Genomic DNA, 15624 nt, shown 5'->3' on the forward strand with positions numbered 1-15624 from the left:
GTTGTTCTCCCGTTGTTAAGGTCACACGTCATCAAATCAGGCGGTAATATCCAGACGCGCTACCTGCCGGGACAGTACCGGGGCAAAGCGGCTGAGTAGTCGGGTCGTCCAGGCTTTGGCTCCCACCAGGGACAGGGCTGGGTTGCTTTGCACCGCATCGAAAATGGCGGCGGCTACCTGGTCCGGGGAAAAATTGCGGCGCTTGTACAAGGCGTCGGCTTTGGCGCGTTTTTCGGCCTGTTGCTCGTCGCTGAGTCCGGCGTAGACGGTGCTGTTGGCAATGCCGGTGGCCACAAAGCCGGGGCAAATGGAGCTGACGCCGATATGGTGTTCGGCCAGCTCCGCGCGCAGGCATTCGCTGAGCATGTGCACTGCGGCCTTGCTGGTGGAGTAGGCGGTCAGCTTGCGGTTGGGGGCGAAGGCGGCGGCGGAGGCCACGTTGACGATGTGCCCCTTGCGGTGGCCGTCAATCATTTGCCGGGCAAACAACCGCGAGCCATGGATCACGCCCCACAGGTTGACCTTGAGCAGGCGGTCCCAGTCCTTTGTGGACGTTTCCAGCATACCGCCGGCCATGCCGATGCCGGCGTTGTTGACCACAATGTCCGCACCACCCAGTTCTTTCTCCACCCAGTTGGCCAGCCGCTGCATGGCCTGGGCCGAGCCCACATCCACCTTGCGGGGCCAGGCATTGGCACCCCGTTGCCGGGCCTGTTCGGCGGTGGCGTCGGCACTGTCTTCATTGATATCCACGCACACCAGATCGGCGCCTTCTGCGGCAAAGCGCAGGGCGGTGGCCCGGCCAATGCCGGAACCGGCACCGGTGATAACCGCCGTCTTGCCATACAGGGGCAGGCCCTGTCTTTCCGGACGAACGCGGGCATGCTGCAGGGCGCCCGGCATCTTGCCGCTTTCCACGCCGGCCACGAAATCGCCAATCCAGCTAGCGATGGTGTCCGGATGGCTCAGCGGTACCCAGTGGTTGGCGTTGATATCCCGGCGGTACAGCTCGTCCACCCACTCGTGCAGTTCCTCAAACAGCTGGGGCCCCACGTAGTTGTCACGGGTGGGCACGATCAGCTGGACCGGACAGGCCGCGTGGCGGTCTTGCGGGTTGATCAGCTTGTTGCGGAAGTTGGCGCGATACAGCTGCACACCGTGTTTGCCATCCTTGCCCTGGGTGGGATTGGCGTCCGTCTCCTGCACGTTCTCGCGGTGTTTCAGGTAGCGGGGCCAGAGCTTGTCCAGGCCTCCCTGCCAGGCACTTGGAGCCAGTACCGGCAGGTGAAAGAAACCGATATACCAGGAGCTGAGCGCCTGTTTGAACACCTTGGCCTTGGCGGAGGGAGACAGATTCAGCGTGCGCCGACGCAGCCAGTGGCCCATATGATCCAGGCAGGGGCCGGAGATGGTGGTGTAGGATTTGATGCGGGCCTTGAGCGGCCCCTCGGCGGTGACCGATTCCCAGCTCTGAATAGAGCCCCAATCATGGCCCACCAGATGAAAATCCCGCCCGGGAAGGGTGGCGTCGACGACGGCCTTCAGGTCTGCCGACAGCAGATCCATGCGGTAATCCGCCTGTTTGCGGGGCGCGTCGGAGGCGCCGGCGCCGCGCACGTCGTAACTGATCACGAAATATTTCCTGGCCAGCCGCTCGGCCACGGGCTTCCAAACACTGTGGTTATCCGGGTAACCGTGAACCAGTACCACGGGGGGCTTGCTGCTCTCTCCGAAGGTATAGACCTGCAGGTTTATACCCTGGCTTGCCACTGTTGTTGTGGTTGTCATGAAGTGCTCCTGCCGGGCAATGGCCATGATGAATCTGGACAACGTCAAGTTTAGATGAATGTATCAGTGCTCAATGTAACGGTCAACGGGCAGGCAGTGACTATTGGGGCCGGGAACTCGGCGCCGAAGGTCTAGCGGAAGAGGAAACGAAGGGAAGAGGAGTTGCGGGGCGTGTCAGGCGCCTTGGCCCTGGGTCAGCGGTGGCCACCAGTCCTGGATGGCACCGTCTTGCCACACGGCCAGGTCGCCGAACTGCAGGAGTACGAATTCGCTTTGGGTAGGACGCAGGAACAGCTGGTCGTCTACCTGCAGGGCGGTATCCGGGCTGCCGTTGAACATCATCTGGTTGGTGCTGTGACCGTAAACGCCATTCTCGCGAATGCCCGCCGGGGAAATCGGCGTGGCCTTCCAGTAACCGCCGTAGATGAAATAGGTCTGGCGGCGATTCGGGTCCCAGCGTTGCCACAGCTCCCCCAGCGGTAGCGGTCCTGGCAGGTTCAGACCGTCCCATTGCTTGAGCACCGGCGCGGCGATAAACACGGCGGGTTTGAAATCCGCCAGTAAGGGCAGGTCGAAGTCGCTGGCCTTGACCAGGCAGGAACCGGCGGCCAGTTCGTTGACCACGGTGCTGTCGTCGTAGAGGCCGATGGTGGGGCTGCCGCCGCCGTTGAAACACAGGTTTTCATTCCGGTAGGCCGGTGCCAACTGGTAGAGGCGTTCGATAAAGCGCTGATAGATGGCTTCGGTTTCCCGGTGGCCTTCTTCGGCGCTTTGAATGAAGCCGGGTAGCTTGCCCACGTGGGCGTCGTAGCCCATGAAACCACTGAAGCGCAGATGGGCCGGGTGGGCCTGAATCAGGCTGATCATTGCATCGAGCTGGCCCGGGTCGCCGAGGCCGCCCCGGTGCAGACCTACGTCCAGTTCGATATTGATGTTCAGGCGCCGGTCCAGGGTCTTGGCCAGCTGCAGGTATTGCTGTAGCCGTTGCTGGGAGTCGATCAGCCACTGGAGCTGCAGGTCCGCATCGAAGTCGCCGGCCAGCTCGTTGTAGAACTGCCGGGCGGCCTGTACTGGCATGGGCTTGCCCAGCAGCATGTCCACGCCGGGTTCTGCGTCGGCCAACGCATTCATGAAAGGCTGGTGGAATACCATCACCCGGTCGCTGCCAGTCTCGCGCATCACCGTTTGTATCATCGGCACACTGGGCAGGGATTTGGCCACGATGCGCAACGCGCAGCGGGACGGCAGCATGGCTTTCAGGGTGTGGCAATTACGCACCAGCCGTTGCTGGTCCACCAGCATCAGCGGCCGGCCGGGGCCTGCGTTACGCAGGTGGTCGTTGATGGCCTGGAAGTAGGGTGTATGCGGTGTACCCTGATTACCCGGGCGCAGCAGCCAGCCGCCTGCGGCCAGGGCCCCCAGCCCGACCAGAAATCCACGGCGCTTCATCCGGTTTCTCCAAACAGGGTTGTCAGATGTTGGTTCAGCATCCGACCCTGTGGGTCCAGCTCCCGGCGCACGGTCTGAAAGCGATCAAAGGCGGGATACAACTCACGCAGTTCTCGCTGGCCCAGGGTATGCAACTTGCCCCAGTGCGGGCGACCGGCGTAGCGGCGAAGGATTGGCTCGACCGCCGTGAACAGGGGTTGATAGTCCTGTGCGAAATACTGGTGGATGGACAGGCTGGCTCCGGGGCGCTCGTGGTACATAGACAACAGGCTGTCATCGGCGGCCACGTAGCGGAACTCGATGGGGAAGAACACATTGATATCCTGCTTGCGAATGGTCTCGCAGACTTCCTGCAGGCAGGCGATGCCATCTTCTGACGGCACCGTGTATTCCATTTCATTGAAACGGACCGTGCGACGGTTGGCGAACACCTTGTGGGCAGGGCCGACATAGGTGTTGTCTTCCACGAACAGGGTGACCAGTTTCTGCAGGTTCGGGGTCAGCCAGCCGGCGCGCATGGCCAGCTTGCAAACCAGCTCCAACAGATCATTGCTGTCTTCCCGTTCGCTGCTGTCGTCGGGGTCGTCAGTGATTTCCATGGTCTTGACGATGGCCTGCTCGCCCAGCGGGAAGGCAAAGAATTCGATATGGCGGACGTTGTCTTTTTCCCGCTCCACGAAATCCATGGCCTCCTGCAGGGGCAGGGTCCAGGTGCGTTCCTTAAGACGGTAGGCGGGTTCGTGTCGAAAACCGACCTCGCTGACCACGCCCAGGGCGCCGACACTGCAGCGGGCGGCTAGAAAGGTATCGCCGTCGTCCCGGGTCAGGTTCAGAGCCTCGCCGTCGGGGAGGATCAGGCGCAGGCTTTCTACCTGGCCGGACAGGCTCTGCAGATTGCTGCCGGTGCCATGGGTGCTGGTGGCAATGGCGCCGGCCAGGGACTGCAGGTTGATGTCCGGTTCGTTGCTGAAGCTGTAACCCATGCTGTCGGCCTGGGCGCTGGCCATGGCCAGCCGGGTGCCGCCACCGTAGGTGAGGACATTGCCGTCCTGGCCGCGCAGGCCGGCCAGGGCTTCCAGGGAAAGCAGGGTGTCATCACTGGGTACCACGGCACTGAATGAATGGCTGCCACCAAAGGGGCGAATGGTGCCGGTGCTGTCACGCAGGGTCTGGCGCAGCTGTTCCTCGCTGGCAGGAAAGACCAGATTGGCCGGATTGGCGCTCTGGTTGCCGGACCAGTTCTGCCAGGCTGGTGCTTTATCCGTCTCGGCCATCAGGGCCTGGGGTGCCAGCGCTCCGGTGGCCCCGGTACTGGCCAAAGCTTTCAGAAAATGGCGTCGGTCAATGGAATCCAACAAGGCCATGGTGCGTCCTTTTGTTGTTTGGCACCATCGTACAAGAAAGGCAGTGAATAGTTAATAGTGAATAGTTAACAGTTGCGCGGGCGGCGTGAGACGGTTCTGCCGGATCAGTCGCCGCGCTCAGGTTTTGGACGCGGCCTCGCAGGTTTAAACGCGCAACAAATCTTGACAAGGTATGCGGGCCGGGCAGCCTTCACTGTTCACTGTTCACTGTTCACTGTTCACTGTTCACTGTTCACTGTTCACTGTTCACTGATCCCCAGGCTTTCCCACATCTCATCCACCCGCTGCTTCACCGCCGGGCTCATGCTGATGGCGCGGCCCCACTCCCGGTCGGTTTCGCCGGGCCATTTGCTGGTGGCGTCCATGCCCATTTTGGAGCCCAGGCCCGATACCGGAGAGGCGAAGTCGAGATAGTCGATGGGAGTGTTTTCCACCAGCAGGGTATCCCGGGCCGGGTCCATGCGGGTGGTCATGGCCCAGATCACGTCCTTCCAGTCGCGGGCGTTCACGTCGTCGTCGCAAACGATTACGAACTTGGTGTACATGAACTGGCGCAGGAAGGACCACACCCCCATCATTACCCGCTTGGCGTGGCCCGGGTACTGTTTCTTCATGGTCACCACCGCCATGCGGTAGGAGCAGCCTTCCGGGGGCAGGTAGAAGTCGACGATTTCCGGAAACTGCTTTTTCAGGATCGGCACGAAGATCTCGTTCATGGCCACGCCCAGCACGGCGGGTTCATCCGGTGGGCGACCGGTGTAGGTGCTGTGATAGATCGGGTCACGGCGATGGGTGATGCGCTCCACGGTGAATACCGGGAAGCGTTCCACTTCATTGTAATAGCCGGTGTGATCGCCGAACGGGCCTTCCTCGGCCATCTCGTCCGGGTAAATATGGCCTTCCAGCACGAACTCGGCACTGGCGGGCACCTGCAGGTCGTTACCGATGCATTCCACTAGCTCGGTTTTCGAGCCGCGCAGCAGGCCGGCAAAGGCATATTCGCTGAGGGTGTCCGGTACCGGGGTGACCGCGCCGAGGATCGTGGCCGGATCGGCGCCGAGAGCCACCGCCACCGGGAAGGGCTCGCCGGGATGTTGCTGCTGCCATTCCTGAAAATCCAGGGCGCCACCGCGATGGCTGAGCCAGCGCATGATCAGCTTGTTGCGACCGATCAACTGTTGGCGATAGATGCCCAGGTTCTGGCGTTCCTTGTTAGGGCCGCGGGTGATCACTAGCGGCCAGGTGACCAGCGGGCCAGCATCGCCGGGCCAGCAGGTCTGGATCGGTAGCTGGTAGAGGTCTACAGCGTCGCCTTCCAATACCTTTTCCTGGCAGGGGCCGGAGCCGCGTAGCTTGGGGCTCATGCTCAACACCTTGCGGAACACCGGCAGTTTTTCCCAGGCATCGCGCATGCCCTTGGGCGGTTCCGGTTCCTTCAGGAATGCCAGCAGCTCACCCAGTTCACGCAGCTCCTCCACGGACTCGCGGCCCATACCCAGCGCCACCCGCCGTTCCGTGCCGAACAGGTTGCCCAGCACCGGGGTGCCGAAGCCCACCGGGTTTTCAAACAGCAGGGCCGGGCCGCCGGCACGCAGGGTGCGGTCGCAGATCTCGGTCATTTCCAGATTCGGGTTCACCGGTGCGGTGATGCGCTTGAGCTCGCCAAGTTGTTCGAGCTGTTGCAGGAAGTCACGCAGGTCGCGGTATTTCATGGCGTTCCTTGTTGTTTGGATAACCAGAAAGGTTGTGTCGCGAGTATAGCAGGCTGGGGGTGAGCGGCGAGTCAGAGGTAGGCGAGTTCTACGAAGTCCCAGTAGGAGCACCTAAAGAGGTGTTGTTCGCTACGCTGAGCTCCTGCTGTGACTGCGGGCTTGTTCCTACAAAAAACAAAACCCCGCTTACGCGGGGTTTTGTGTGTTGCGGGAAGCGTCTCTTATTTGCGCTTCATGGATTCGAAGAATTCCAGGTTGGTCTTGGTATGCTTCATGCGGTCGATGAGGAATTCCATGGCGCCGATTTCGTCCATGGGATGGAGGACCTTGCGCAGGATCCACATCTTCTGCAGCTCATCTTCGCTGACCAGACGCTCTTCGCGGCGGGTGCCGGACTTGCGAATGTTCATGGCCGGGAACACGCGCTTCTCTGCCACCTTGCGATCCAGGTGCAGTTCCATGTTGCCGGTGCCCTTGAATTCTTCGTAGATCACCTCGTCCATTTTGGACCCAGTGTCTACCAGCGCGGTGGCGAGGATGGTCAGGCTGCCGCCTTCCTCGATATTTCGTGCGGCACCGAAGAAGCGCTTGGGTTTTTCCAGGGCATGGGCGTCCACACCACCGGTGAGCACCTTGCCGGAGCTGGGCTGTACGGTGTTATAGGCCCGTGCCAGACGGGTGATGGAGTCGAGCAGGATTACCACGTCCTGTTTGTGCTCTACCAGACGCTTGGCTTTCTCGATCACCATTTCGGCCACCTGCACGTGACGTGCGGGGGGCTCGTCGAAGGTGGATGCCACTACTTCACCGCGCACGGTGCGGGACATCTCGGTCACTTCTTCCGGGCGCTCGTCAATCAGCAGCACAATCATGTGCGATTCGGGATTGTTGCGGGCAATGGACTGGGCCACGGTTTGCAGCAGCATGGTCTTGCCGGCTTTCGGCGGTGCCACGATCAGGCCGCGCTGTCCCTTGCCGATCGGCGCCACCAGGTCGATTACCCGACTGGTGATGTCTTCGGTGGAGCCATTGCCTGCTTCCATGACGAAGCGTTCCGTGGGGAACAGCGGCGTCAGGTTTTCGAACAGAATCTTGTTCTTGGCGTTTTCCGGCCGGTCAAAGTTGATCTCGTTGACCTTGAGCATGGCGAAATAGCGTTCGCCATCCTTGGGCGGTCGGATCTTGCCGGAAATGGTGTCGCCGGTGCGCAGGTTGAAACGTCGGATCTGGCTGGGAGAAACGTAAATGTCGTCCGGTCCGGCCAGGTAGGAGCCCTCTGCGGAACGAAGGAAGCCGAAACCATCCTGCAGGATCTCCAGCACCCCGTCTCCGTAGATATCGGAGCCGTTCTTGGCGGCGCGTTTGAGGATGGAAAAGATTACGTCCTGTTTGCGGGTTCTTGCCAGGTTCTCGAGGCCGAGTTCCTTGGCAATGTCCAGAAGTTCTCCAATCGGCTTCTGCTTCAGTTCAGAAAGATTCATTGGCGTCTAGTTTGATGTCTTTGAATGAATTGAGAGGGTGCACCACAGGTGGTGCGGCGGTTGTTTTGATAATCTGGTTGATTCGGAATCTGGCCCGGCAAGCCTATAAAGGGGGCCATCAGGAAAAGGTAACCAGAGGTTCCGAAAGACTTGCTAAGGGGGTGCTTGCTGTAAGCTGGTTCTGGAATCTACCACCCGAACAACAGGCTGTCTAGTCTTTGCTGGTGGTAATAAAACGTAATACCCCCGCCGGTCGGCGAGGGTATTAGAGGATGTTGCTGTCTGTCTTAGAGAGTGCTGTCCAGAAATGCGGTCAGCTGGCTCTTGGACAGGGCGCCAACCTTGGTGGCTTCCACGTTACCGTTCTTGAACACGGTCAGGGTGGGGATGCCACGAACGCCGTATTTCTTGGGCGTTTCCGGGTTGTCGTCGATGTTGATCTTGGCAATGGTCAGCTTGTCACCGTACTCGCCGGCCAGTTGCTCCAGGATCGGCGCGACCATTTTGCAGGGGCCGCACCAGGGTGCCCAGTAGTCTACCAGCACCGGGCCGTCTGCATTAATGACCTGGGCTTCGAAGTCCGCGTCGGTCACATTGATAATCTCGCCGCTCATTGAATTCTCCTGAGATAGGGGGTTAGCTGGCCCGACGAACGGGCTGTTGCGATGATGGATAATATCAGGTCGTGGGTGCCGAATTTCAAGCGAGTGAGTGAATTATCGCGGTAGAGTTTGCCTATGACACCGTAACGCCATGATATTCCGTTAGAATTCGGGGGCGTTTATCTATTCTCTGGCTGCCCGGGGTGGGCATGAAAAGGGCAATGACCTTTCAGGAAAGGAGTGCATATGGAACATGGCGAGCATCTGGCGGCCATTGACCTGGGGTCCAACAGCTTCCACATGGTTGTGGCCCGGCAGGTCCACGGTGAGGTTCAGATTCTGGACGGTTTGTCCGAGAAGGTGCAGCTGGGTGCCGGGCTGGACCGGGATAACCGGCTGGATGCGGCTACCCAGGAACGGGCGCTGGACTGCCTGGGCCGGTTTGCCCAGCGCATTGCCGGTATCCCCCGCGGCAGTGTACGGGTGGTAGGCACCAATACCCTGCGCCAGGCCCGCAATGCCCGGGAATTCATTGATCGGGCGGAAGCGGTGCTGGGTCACGACATCGAGATCGTGGCCGGCCGCGAAGAGGCCCGTCTGATTTATCTGGGAGTGGCGCACAGCCTGGCGGATGATGCCGGTCAGCGGCTGGTGGTGGATATTGGTGGCGGTTCCACGGAGCTGATCATCGGCGAGCGTTTCGAATCCACCGAGACAGAATCCCTGCATATGGGTTGTGTCAGTTTTGCCCAGCGTTTCTTTGCCGACGGCAGTATCACCGAAAAGGCCTTCGACCGCGCCGTCACTGCCTCCCGCCAGGAGGTGCTGTCCATCCATGCCAACTATCGCCGTCTGGGCTGGAAGCATGCCGTGGGCGCGTCTGGCACCATCAAGGCCATCAGCCAGGTGTGTGTGGACAACGGTTGGTCAGAGACCGGTATCACCATGGAGGGCCTGAAAAAGGCCCGCAAGAAGGTGATCAAGGCCGGCAAGGTGGAGCAGCTGGATCTGAAGGGGCTGCGCGAAGACCGCAGGGCGATCTTTCCCTCCGGCCTGGCGATTCTCTATGGCATCTTTGAGCAGTTAAGCATTGATCAGATGGAAGTGTCCGGTGGCGCCCTGCGCGAAGGGCTCTTGTATGACCTGTTGGGACGTTTCGCCCACGAGGATGTCCGTGAGCGCAGCATTCAGTCGCTGATGAGCCGCCACCATGTGGAGCGGACCCAGGCGGAGCGCGTCTGCGACACCGCGATGGGTTTGTATCATCAGGTGGCAAAAAGCTGGCAGCTGGAGGACGACGAACTGGCGGACACCCTGCGTTGGGGCGCGTTGCTGCATGAAGTGGGGCTGGCTGTTTCCCATAGCCAGTTCCACAAGCATGGTGCCTATCTGGTAACCAACTCCGACCTGCCCGGGTTTTCCCGGCAGGAGCAGCAGGCCGTGGCGGTGCTGGTACGCGGCCACCGTCGCAAGCTGCCCCTGTCTGCCTTGTCGGAGTTGCCCGATGATGAGCAGCAAGGTCTGTTGCGACTGTGCCTGGTGCTGCGGCTGTCTGCCCGCTTGCACCATGCCCGCTGCGACGAAGTCATTCCCGAGATGGTCCTGGAAACCGACGACAAGGTCCTCTCCCTGCGTTTTCCCGAGCACTGGCTTGAAGAGCATCCGTTGACGCTGGCCGATCTGGAGCAGGAACAAGATTATTTCCGCAGCGCCGGGTACGAACTGAAATTGGGGTGAGGCGGGGGAGGCGAGTTGCGAAAGGCAAAACCGTTTTTCTGTTCACTCCTCAAAACTTGGGAGTGTCGTAGGGTGGGTGAGCCGCAGGCGAAGCCCACCGCTCTTTCACGCCACGCTTCGACCTCACCATGGTGGGTTACGGCCTTTGGCCTAACCCACCCTACACATGACGCTGGTGGATCTTATCCGCCCAGGGTTTCCAGCAAGGTCTGTTGAGCGATAAATACCGGCTCGCCATTCTCGGGTTGGGCGCGCAGGTAGCTGCCATCGGGTTGCAGTAGCCAGGCGCGGCTGTTATCGCGCAGGTAGTAATGCAGGCCCTGTTCAATCACCTGCGCCTTGAGCACCGGGTCGTTGACCGGGAAGCAGGTTTCCACCCGGTTGAACAGGTTGCGGTCCATCCAGTCGGCACTGGAGCAGTAAACCAGGTCCTCGCCGCCATGATGGAAGTGGTAAATGCGGGTATGTTCCAGGAAGCGGCCAATCACCGAGCGCACCCGGATATTCTCGGACAGCCCGGCCACACCCGGCTTCAGGCAGCAGATACCGCGCACGATCAGATCAATCTCCACCCCCGCCTGACTGGCTCGGTACAAGGCCTGAATGATCTTCTCTTCGGTGAGTGAATTGAATTTGGCAATAATGCGCGCCGGTTTGCCTGCGGTGGCCTGCTGCGTTTCAAAGTCGATCCATTCGATCAGCGATGGGTGTAGCGTAAAGGGCGAATGTTTCAGCTGCTTGAGTCGCGCTGCCTTGCCCATGCCGGTGAGCTCCTGGAAGATCTTGTGCACGTCCTGACAGATGCCTTTCTCGCAGGTCATCAGGCCGTAGTCGGTGTACAGCTTGGTGGTCTTGGTGTGGTAGTTGCCGGTGCCAAGATGCACATAGCGCTTGATGCCATCACCTTCGCGCCGCACTACCAGCAGCATCTTGGCGTGGGTCTTGTAGCCCACCACACCGTATACCACGATGGCGCCAGCTTCCTGCAGGCGCCGGGCCCCTTCGATATTGGACTCCTCATCGAAGCGGGCACGCAGTTCCACAATGGCGGTGACTTCCTTGCCGTTCCGGGCGGCGGTTTCCAGATGATCCAGAATCTCGGACTTGGTGCCGGTGCGGTACAGGGTCTGCTTGATGGCCAGCACCTTGGGATCGCGGGCCGCTTCCGCCAGCAAGTTGACCACAGGCTGGAAGGATTCATAGGGGTGGTGCAGCAGAATGTCGCCCTGATCCATGGCGTCAAAAATGGTGTCTGCTTTTTTGACCGCCGGCGCCAGTTTCGGTGTGAAAGGCGGATAGTGCAGGCGTGGGCGGTTCACGCTGGTGAACATGCGCGCCAGGTTCACCGGGCCGTTCACCTCGTACAGATCAATCTCGGTAAGCTCGAACTGCTCCAGCAAATAGTCGGTCAGGTGACGCGGGCAGTTGTCCGCCACTTCCAGGCGCACCTCGTCACCATAGCGCCGGGACAGCAGCTGCCCTTTCAGGGCGCTGGCCAGGTCTTCCACATCCTCATCCACTTCCATGTCTGCATTACGAGTGACTCGGAACTGGTAGCAGCCAGTGGCTTTCATGCCCGGGAAAAGATCCGATACATGGGCATGGATCATGGATGACAGGAAGACAAAGTTGTCGTCGCCGCTTTCGCTGATCTCGTCAGGAATACGGATCAGTCGGGGCAGGGAACGGGGAGCGGGCACAATAGCCAGGCCGGTGGACCGGCCAAAGGCATCCTTGCCGTCCAGTGACACGATAAAGTTCAGGCTCTTGTTGACCAGCCGTGGGAAGGGGTGAGACGGGTCCAGGGCGATGGGGGTGAGCACCGGATAGATCTGTTCGCGAAAATATTTTTTTACCCATTCAATTTGTGCTTCGGTCCAGTCTTCGCGACGCAGGAAGTCCACGCCTTCCTCGCGCAGGGCTGGAAGCAGAATGTTGTTGAGAATGTGGTACTGGCGGTCCACCGCCTCGTGGGTAATGCGGCTGATTTCCTTCAGGACTTCCTCTGCCAACATGCCGTCAGGACCGGGTTGGCCGGTGTGGGTTTCCAGCTTGTTCTTCAGGCCGGCCACACGGATTTCGAAAAACTCATCCATGTTGCTGGAAAAAATCAGCAGAAAATTCAGCCTTTCCATCAAGGGGTGGCTGTCATCCATAGCCTGTTCCAACACGCGCAGGTTGAACTGCAACAGGCTCAGCTCCCGGTTGAAATAGTAGTCCGGGTTATTGAGGTCGATGGCGCTGTGTTCGCTGGCAATGTCATTCATTGGCGTCGTCCTGACCGGGGCGTTTGCAAAGGCCCTATTGCATGACATTAATGTGACACGGTAATGACAGGTGCAAAATGGTTTTGTGTTAACGGGCTTTTCAGCAGCCTGTTAAGCAGGATAGCGCGAGGGTCGGGGAGGCGGGAAGTAGAGATGAAATAATAAAGCCGCCCGCAGGCGGCTTTATGAATTCTCAGCCCTGGAATATCCAGGATTGCTGGATGATGTCCAGTTCCTGCATCTCCTGGTCGGTAGGGGCGCGGCCTTCAGCCGTAACCAGGCTCGACAGGCTCAATGTGGCGATCAGGATCAGGGTACGCATTACGGTTCTCCTCGGGTCAGGCAGTTATCAACGTCAGCAGAAAACGGTGAAATTCTAGCCATTCCCTCATAAAAGCCATTGGCTGTTGCTGCCTGGCGTACCGGCTCCCGGGGCCTCCGTGGATATTGCGCCGGCTTGCCTGGGTGGATAAAGCAATATAAAGTGTAATTACATCAAATGAAATAAGTGGCGGCACCGCCATTTATTTTTTCCTTTATAGTGCATATACATCAAGGAGAAGGATTATGTTGCTATCCGTGTTTCAAATCCTGATGGCGGGCTACAGTCGGCTGTTACCTGGCAGGGCCAGCGATACGGCGCTGCACCTGTTAACCACGCCTCGGGTGTCCAGAGGGCCATTGTCGTTTCGGGGATCAGAGCCAGATCTGACCGTCTCGCTGGGTGAGCGGGCTCAACTGGCAATCTGGCAAGGTGGCGATGAGGCGGCTCTGTTTGTGCATGGTTGGTCTGGCCGGGCCACACAGATGTCGCCTTTCATCGACGCGCTGAACGCCCGCCGTTACACCCGCTACGCCCTGATTCTGCCGGGGCATGGTCCGCAGGCGGACGGGCCAGCTCACGTGGGGGACTTTATTGCGGCGATCGGTCTGGCGCTGGATTATATCGGCGGTCCGGTGTCCGTGGCGGTGGGGCATTCCATGGGCGCCGGGGCGTTGGCCCATGTGGCCGCGCAGGAACGCCGTATCGAACGACTGGCGCTGATTGCCGGGCCGGCGGAGTTTCGTGGCCTGGTCAATAATTTCGCAGCGTTTCTGCATCTGGGGGAGCGGGCCCGGCTTCAGCTTTTGCAGAAGATGGCCGCACGGGTGGGGATCGGTTTTGATGCGCTGAATATAGCGCGGTTGGGCGGGCAGATAGGTGGTCCGGTATTACTGATCCATGACACCGGTGACAAGGAAATCCCTTTTGCGGAGGCGCTGCGTCTGCAGCAGGCCATGCCCACGGCGACCCTGTATCAGACGCAAGGGCTGGGTCATCGTAGAGTGCTCAGGGATGCTGCGGTGATTGATACCGTTACGACGTTTGCGAATCCGCCACAGGTTCAGCAGGCCCCGGTTAAAGCTCTTGCTTGACCCGCGAGCTGAAGCGATGAAGCTGGCTGGCGATGTTGTCCCACTCCTCTTTTCCCACCATTGACTCAAAAGCATCCTGGGCTTCCTGCCAGCGTATCAGTGCCCGCTGGTAGAGGGCCTCGCCATCGGCAGTGAGCGACAGTCCCAGTGAGCGCTTGTTGCCGGTGGGTGCGGACTCCACCAGGCCTTTCTCGATGAGTTTGTCCACGGTGCGCTGCAGGGAGGTGCGCTCCATGCCCAGCCATTCGGATAACTGGAAAATGGATTCCGGCGGTTGTGCCTTAATGGCATTGAGGATAGAAAACTGGGTAATGCGCAGGCCGGTGTCTGCCAGCTTGTTGTTGTAGAGCCGGGTGACCAGACGTGACAGCACCCGGGAATGAAGGGCGGCGCAATGGCGGCCCACTTCCAGGGGAGCCAGGGTGTCGGTGTTGTCTTGGCCCATCGGTGCGCTCCGATAACTTATTGGTGTATATGCATTATAGGGCGACGGTGTTCCCTGTTGTCCAGTGCGGACTAGGGGGATTGCGGTGGCGCCTGGCCGTTGAGCTCCACAGTCTGGCCATCCCGAAGAATGGTAATTCTGACGCTGGCGCCGGGGGCGCTGGAAGCCATCAGTTGAGCCACCTGGCGGTGATCGGTCACTGTATTGTCGTTCCAGCTCAGTAGCTGGTCTCCGTAACGCAGGCCCAGCTTGTCGGCGGCAGCGCCTTCACCCACCCAGCGTACAAAAGTGTCGTCGCCCCGGCTGGTGACGGACAGCGCCCAGCGATGCTGGATCGTCTTGATCGGGAAACCGTTGCGGTCAAATTGCCAGTCCATGAACCCGAAGAACCAGGGGTTACGCTGCTTGCGTTCCAGATGCCATTGGTTGTTGCGGCCAAACCGGATCAGGCTCTGCTGGGACGCCAGGTCAAGGCGCCATTGCTGTTCCTCGATACGCAACAGCCAGGGCGCGCATTGCCGTTGCTCAATGGGGTAACGAATGACCGCCAGCGGGCCGCTGCGGCTGGGTCCCAGCAGGGTCTGTGCCGGGCCGCATTGTCGGTAGCTGTTGGCCAGATTATCCATCTGTGCCGGTGTCACTACCCAGTCGGCCAGCATGTCGCGGGTATTGTGGGTGTAAATGGACAGATCTGTCCGGTCGTTGTGTGCGGCCATGGCAGCCAGGTAATGCTGTAGCGCCTGTTCCGGTGTGGTCGCAGTGGAAACGTTATCGTGCTCGTCTGACGCTTTCTGCGCCACCTCGCCGATTTGTGCCGGGACCCTGGCGCCGCCGCCAGCGCTGAAGGCTGGCTGTGTCGGCGCCTGAAACGCCTGGTTGGCTTTCGCCTGGCGGGCCCGCTCGATGATCAGTTCCGTGGTGGCCGCAATACCGTCGGCAACCCGGTTATGTCGGAAGAAGGGCACCATCTGTTGGCGTTCCAGATAGGAGACGAAGGCGTCGGTATAAACCCCTTCCAGTGCCGTGGCTACCTCCAGACGGACTTCATTCTGCTGCGGGTCGAGCAATAACAGCAGGCCGCGCCCCGCGTCACTACGCTGCCCTGCGCCGCTGTCCTGAAAGAGTCGACGGGCACGCTGGTTGATATCCCCGGTAGCGCTCTGGATCACCAGTCGGTAGTCGATGTCGTGATCTTCGAGCAGATGGCGGTTCTGGGTGTTCAGTTGCTCGCTGGCGGCTTTGTCCAGGTACTCTTCCTCATCGTTCAGCCATTGCCGGTTGTCACAGCCCACAAGCAGAAGCAGGGCGGGAAGGATGCCGAGAACGAGCAGACGAATGCGTCCATGCATGGTGCTCTCCTTGT

The 15624-nt window shown here is 60.0% G+C and carries 12 protein-coding genes; 2 read left to right on the forward strand and 10 right to left on the reverse strand.

Going from position 1 to position 15624, the window contains the following annotated elements; all coding sequences use genetic code 11:
- Positions 1–36: 36 nt before the first annotated feature.
- The 6 genes from KZ772_RS15265 to trxA all read right to left on the reverse strand — a co-directional run bounded on the left by KZ772_RS15265 (position 37) and on the right by trxA (position 8408).
- Entirely contained in the window at positions 37–1788 is a 1752-nt protein-coding gene (locus KZ772_RS15265) for an SDR family oxidoreductase (protein ID WP_290537366.1), read from the reverse strand.
- Positions 1789–1962: 174 nt separating this feature from the next.
- Positions 1963–3237 (reverse strand): alanine racemase, encoded by a 1275-nt coding sequence (locus tag KZ772_RS15270; protein WP_290537367.1) that lies wholly within the window; start codon positions 3235–3237, stop codon positions 1963–1965.
- Positions 3234–4601 carry a D-arabinono-1,4-lactone oxidase gene (locus tag KZ772_RS15275; protein WP_290537368.1) on the reverse strand — a complete coding sequence of 456 codons (1368 nt, stop codon included), beginning with the start codon at positions 4599–4601 and terminating at the stop codon, positions 3234–3236. Before KZ772_RS15275 ends, KZ772_RS15270 begins: the two co-directional genes overlap by 4 nt.
- A gap of 239 nt (positions 4602–4840) precedes the next feature.
- Positions 4841–6313, reverse strand: a complete 1473-nt coding sequence (ubiD, locus tag KZ772_RS15280) for a 4-hydroxy-3-polyprenylbenzoate decarboxylase (protein WP_290537369.1) — start codon at positions 6311–6313, stop codon at positions 4841–4843.
- Positions 6314–6534: 221 nt separating this feature from the next.
- Complete coding sequence (gene rho / locus KZ772_RS15285; protein ID WP_035248298.1) at positions 6535–7794, reverse strand: transcription termination factor Rho; 1260 nt, start codon at positions 7792–7794, stop codon at positions 6535–6537.
- Positions 7795–8081: 287 nt separating this feature from the next.
- On the reverse strand, positions 8082–8408 hold the full coding sequence (trxA, locus tag KZ772_RS15290; RefSeq protein WP_062817138.1) for a thioredoxin TrxA: 327 nt from the start codon (positions 8406–8408) through the stop codon (positions 8082–8084).
- Between the two features lie 234 nt (positions 8409–8642).
- On the opposite strand from trxA, the gene ppx reads away from it, so the two are divergent.
- Entirely contained in the window at positions 8643–10133 is a 1491-nt protein-coding gene (gene ppx / locus KZ772_RS15295) for an exopolyphosphatase (protein WP_290537370.1), read from the forward strand.
- A 182-nt stretch (positions 10134–10315) separates the two neighbouring features.
- Here ppx and ppk1 read toward each other — a convergent pair whose 3' ends face one another.
- Together ppk1 and KZ772_RS15305 are read right to left on the reverse strand one after the other, a co-directional pair.
- Positions 10316–12400, reverse strand: a complete 2085-nt coding sequence (gene ppk1 / locus KZ772_RS15300) for a polyphosphate kinase 1 (protein ID WP_290537371.1) — start codon at positions 12398–12400, stop codon at positions 10316–10318.
- Positions 12401–12593: 193 nt separating this feature from the next.
- The gene (locus KZ772_RS15305) at positions 12594–12722 is read right to left on the reverse strand and encodes a hypothetical protein (RefSeq protein WP_290537372.1); all 129 of its coding nucleotides are present in this window, start codon (positions 12720–12722) and stop codon (positions 12594–12596) included.
- A 245-nt stretch (positions 12723–12967) separates the two neighbouring features.
- On the opposite strand from KZ772_RS15305, the gene KZ772_RS15310 reads away from it, so the two are divergent.
- Positions 12968–13816, forward strand: a complete 849-nt coding sequence (locus KZ772_RS15310; RefSeq protein ID WP_290537373.1) for an alpha/beta fold hydrolase — start codon at positions 12968–12970, stop codon at positions 13814–13816.
- Here KZ772_RS15310 and KZ772_RS15315 read toward each other — a convergent pair.
- On the reverse strand, positions 13800–14261 hold the full coding sequence (locus KZ772_RS15315; protein ID WP_290537374.1) for a MarR family winged helix-turn-helix transcriptional regulator: 462 nt from the start codon (positions 14259–14261) through the stop codon (positions 13800–13802). The two genes, KZ772_RS15310 and KZ772_RS15315, sit on opposite strands and share 17 nt — an antisense overlap.
- Positions 14262–14332: 71 nt before the next feature.
- A complete protein-coding gene (locus KZ772_RS15320; protein ID WP_290537375.1) occupies positions 14333–15610 on the reverse strand; it encodes a TPM domain-containing protein in 1278 nt (425 codons plus the stop codon).
- Positions 15611–15624 lie beyond the last annotated feature (14 nt).

It is taken from the genome of Alcanivorax sp. (genome assembly GCF_019431375.1).
In the GTDB taxonomy this organism is placed as follows: domain Bacteria; phylum Pseudomonadota; class Gammaproteobacteria; order Pseudomonadales; family Alcanivoracaceae; genus Alcanivorax; species Alcanivorax jadensis_A.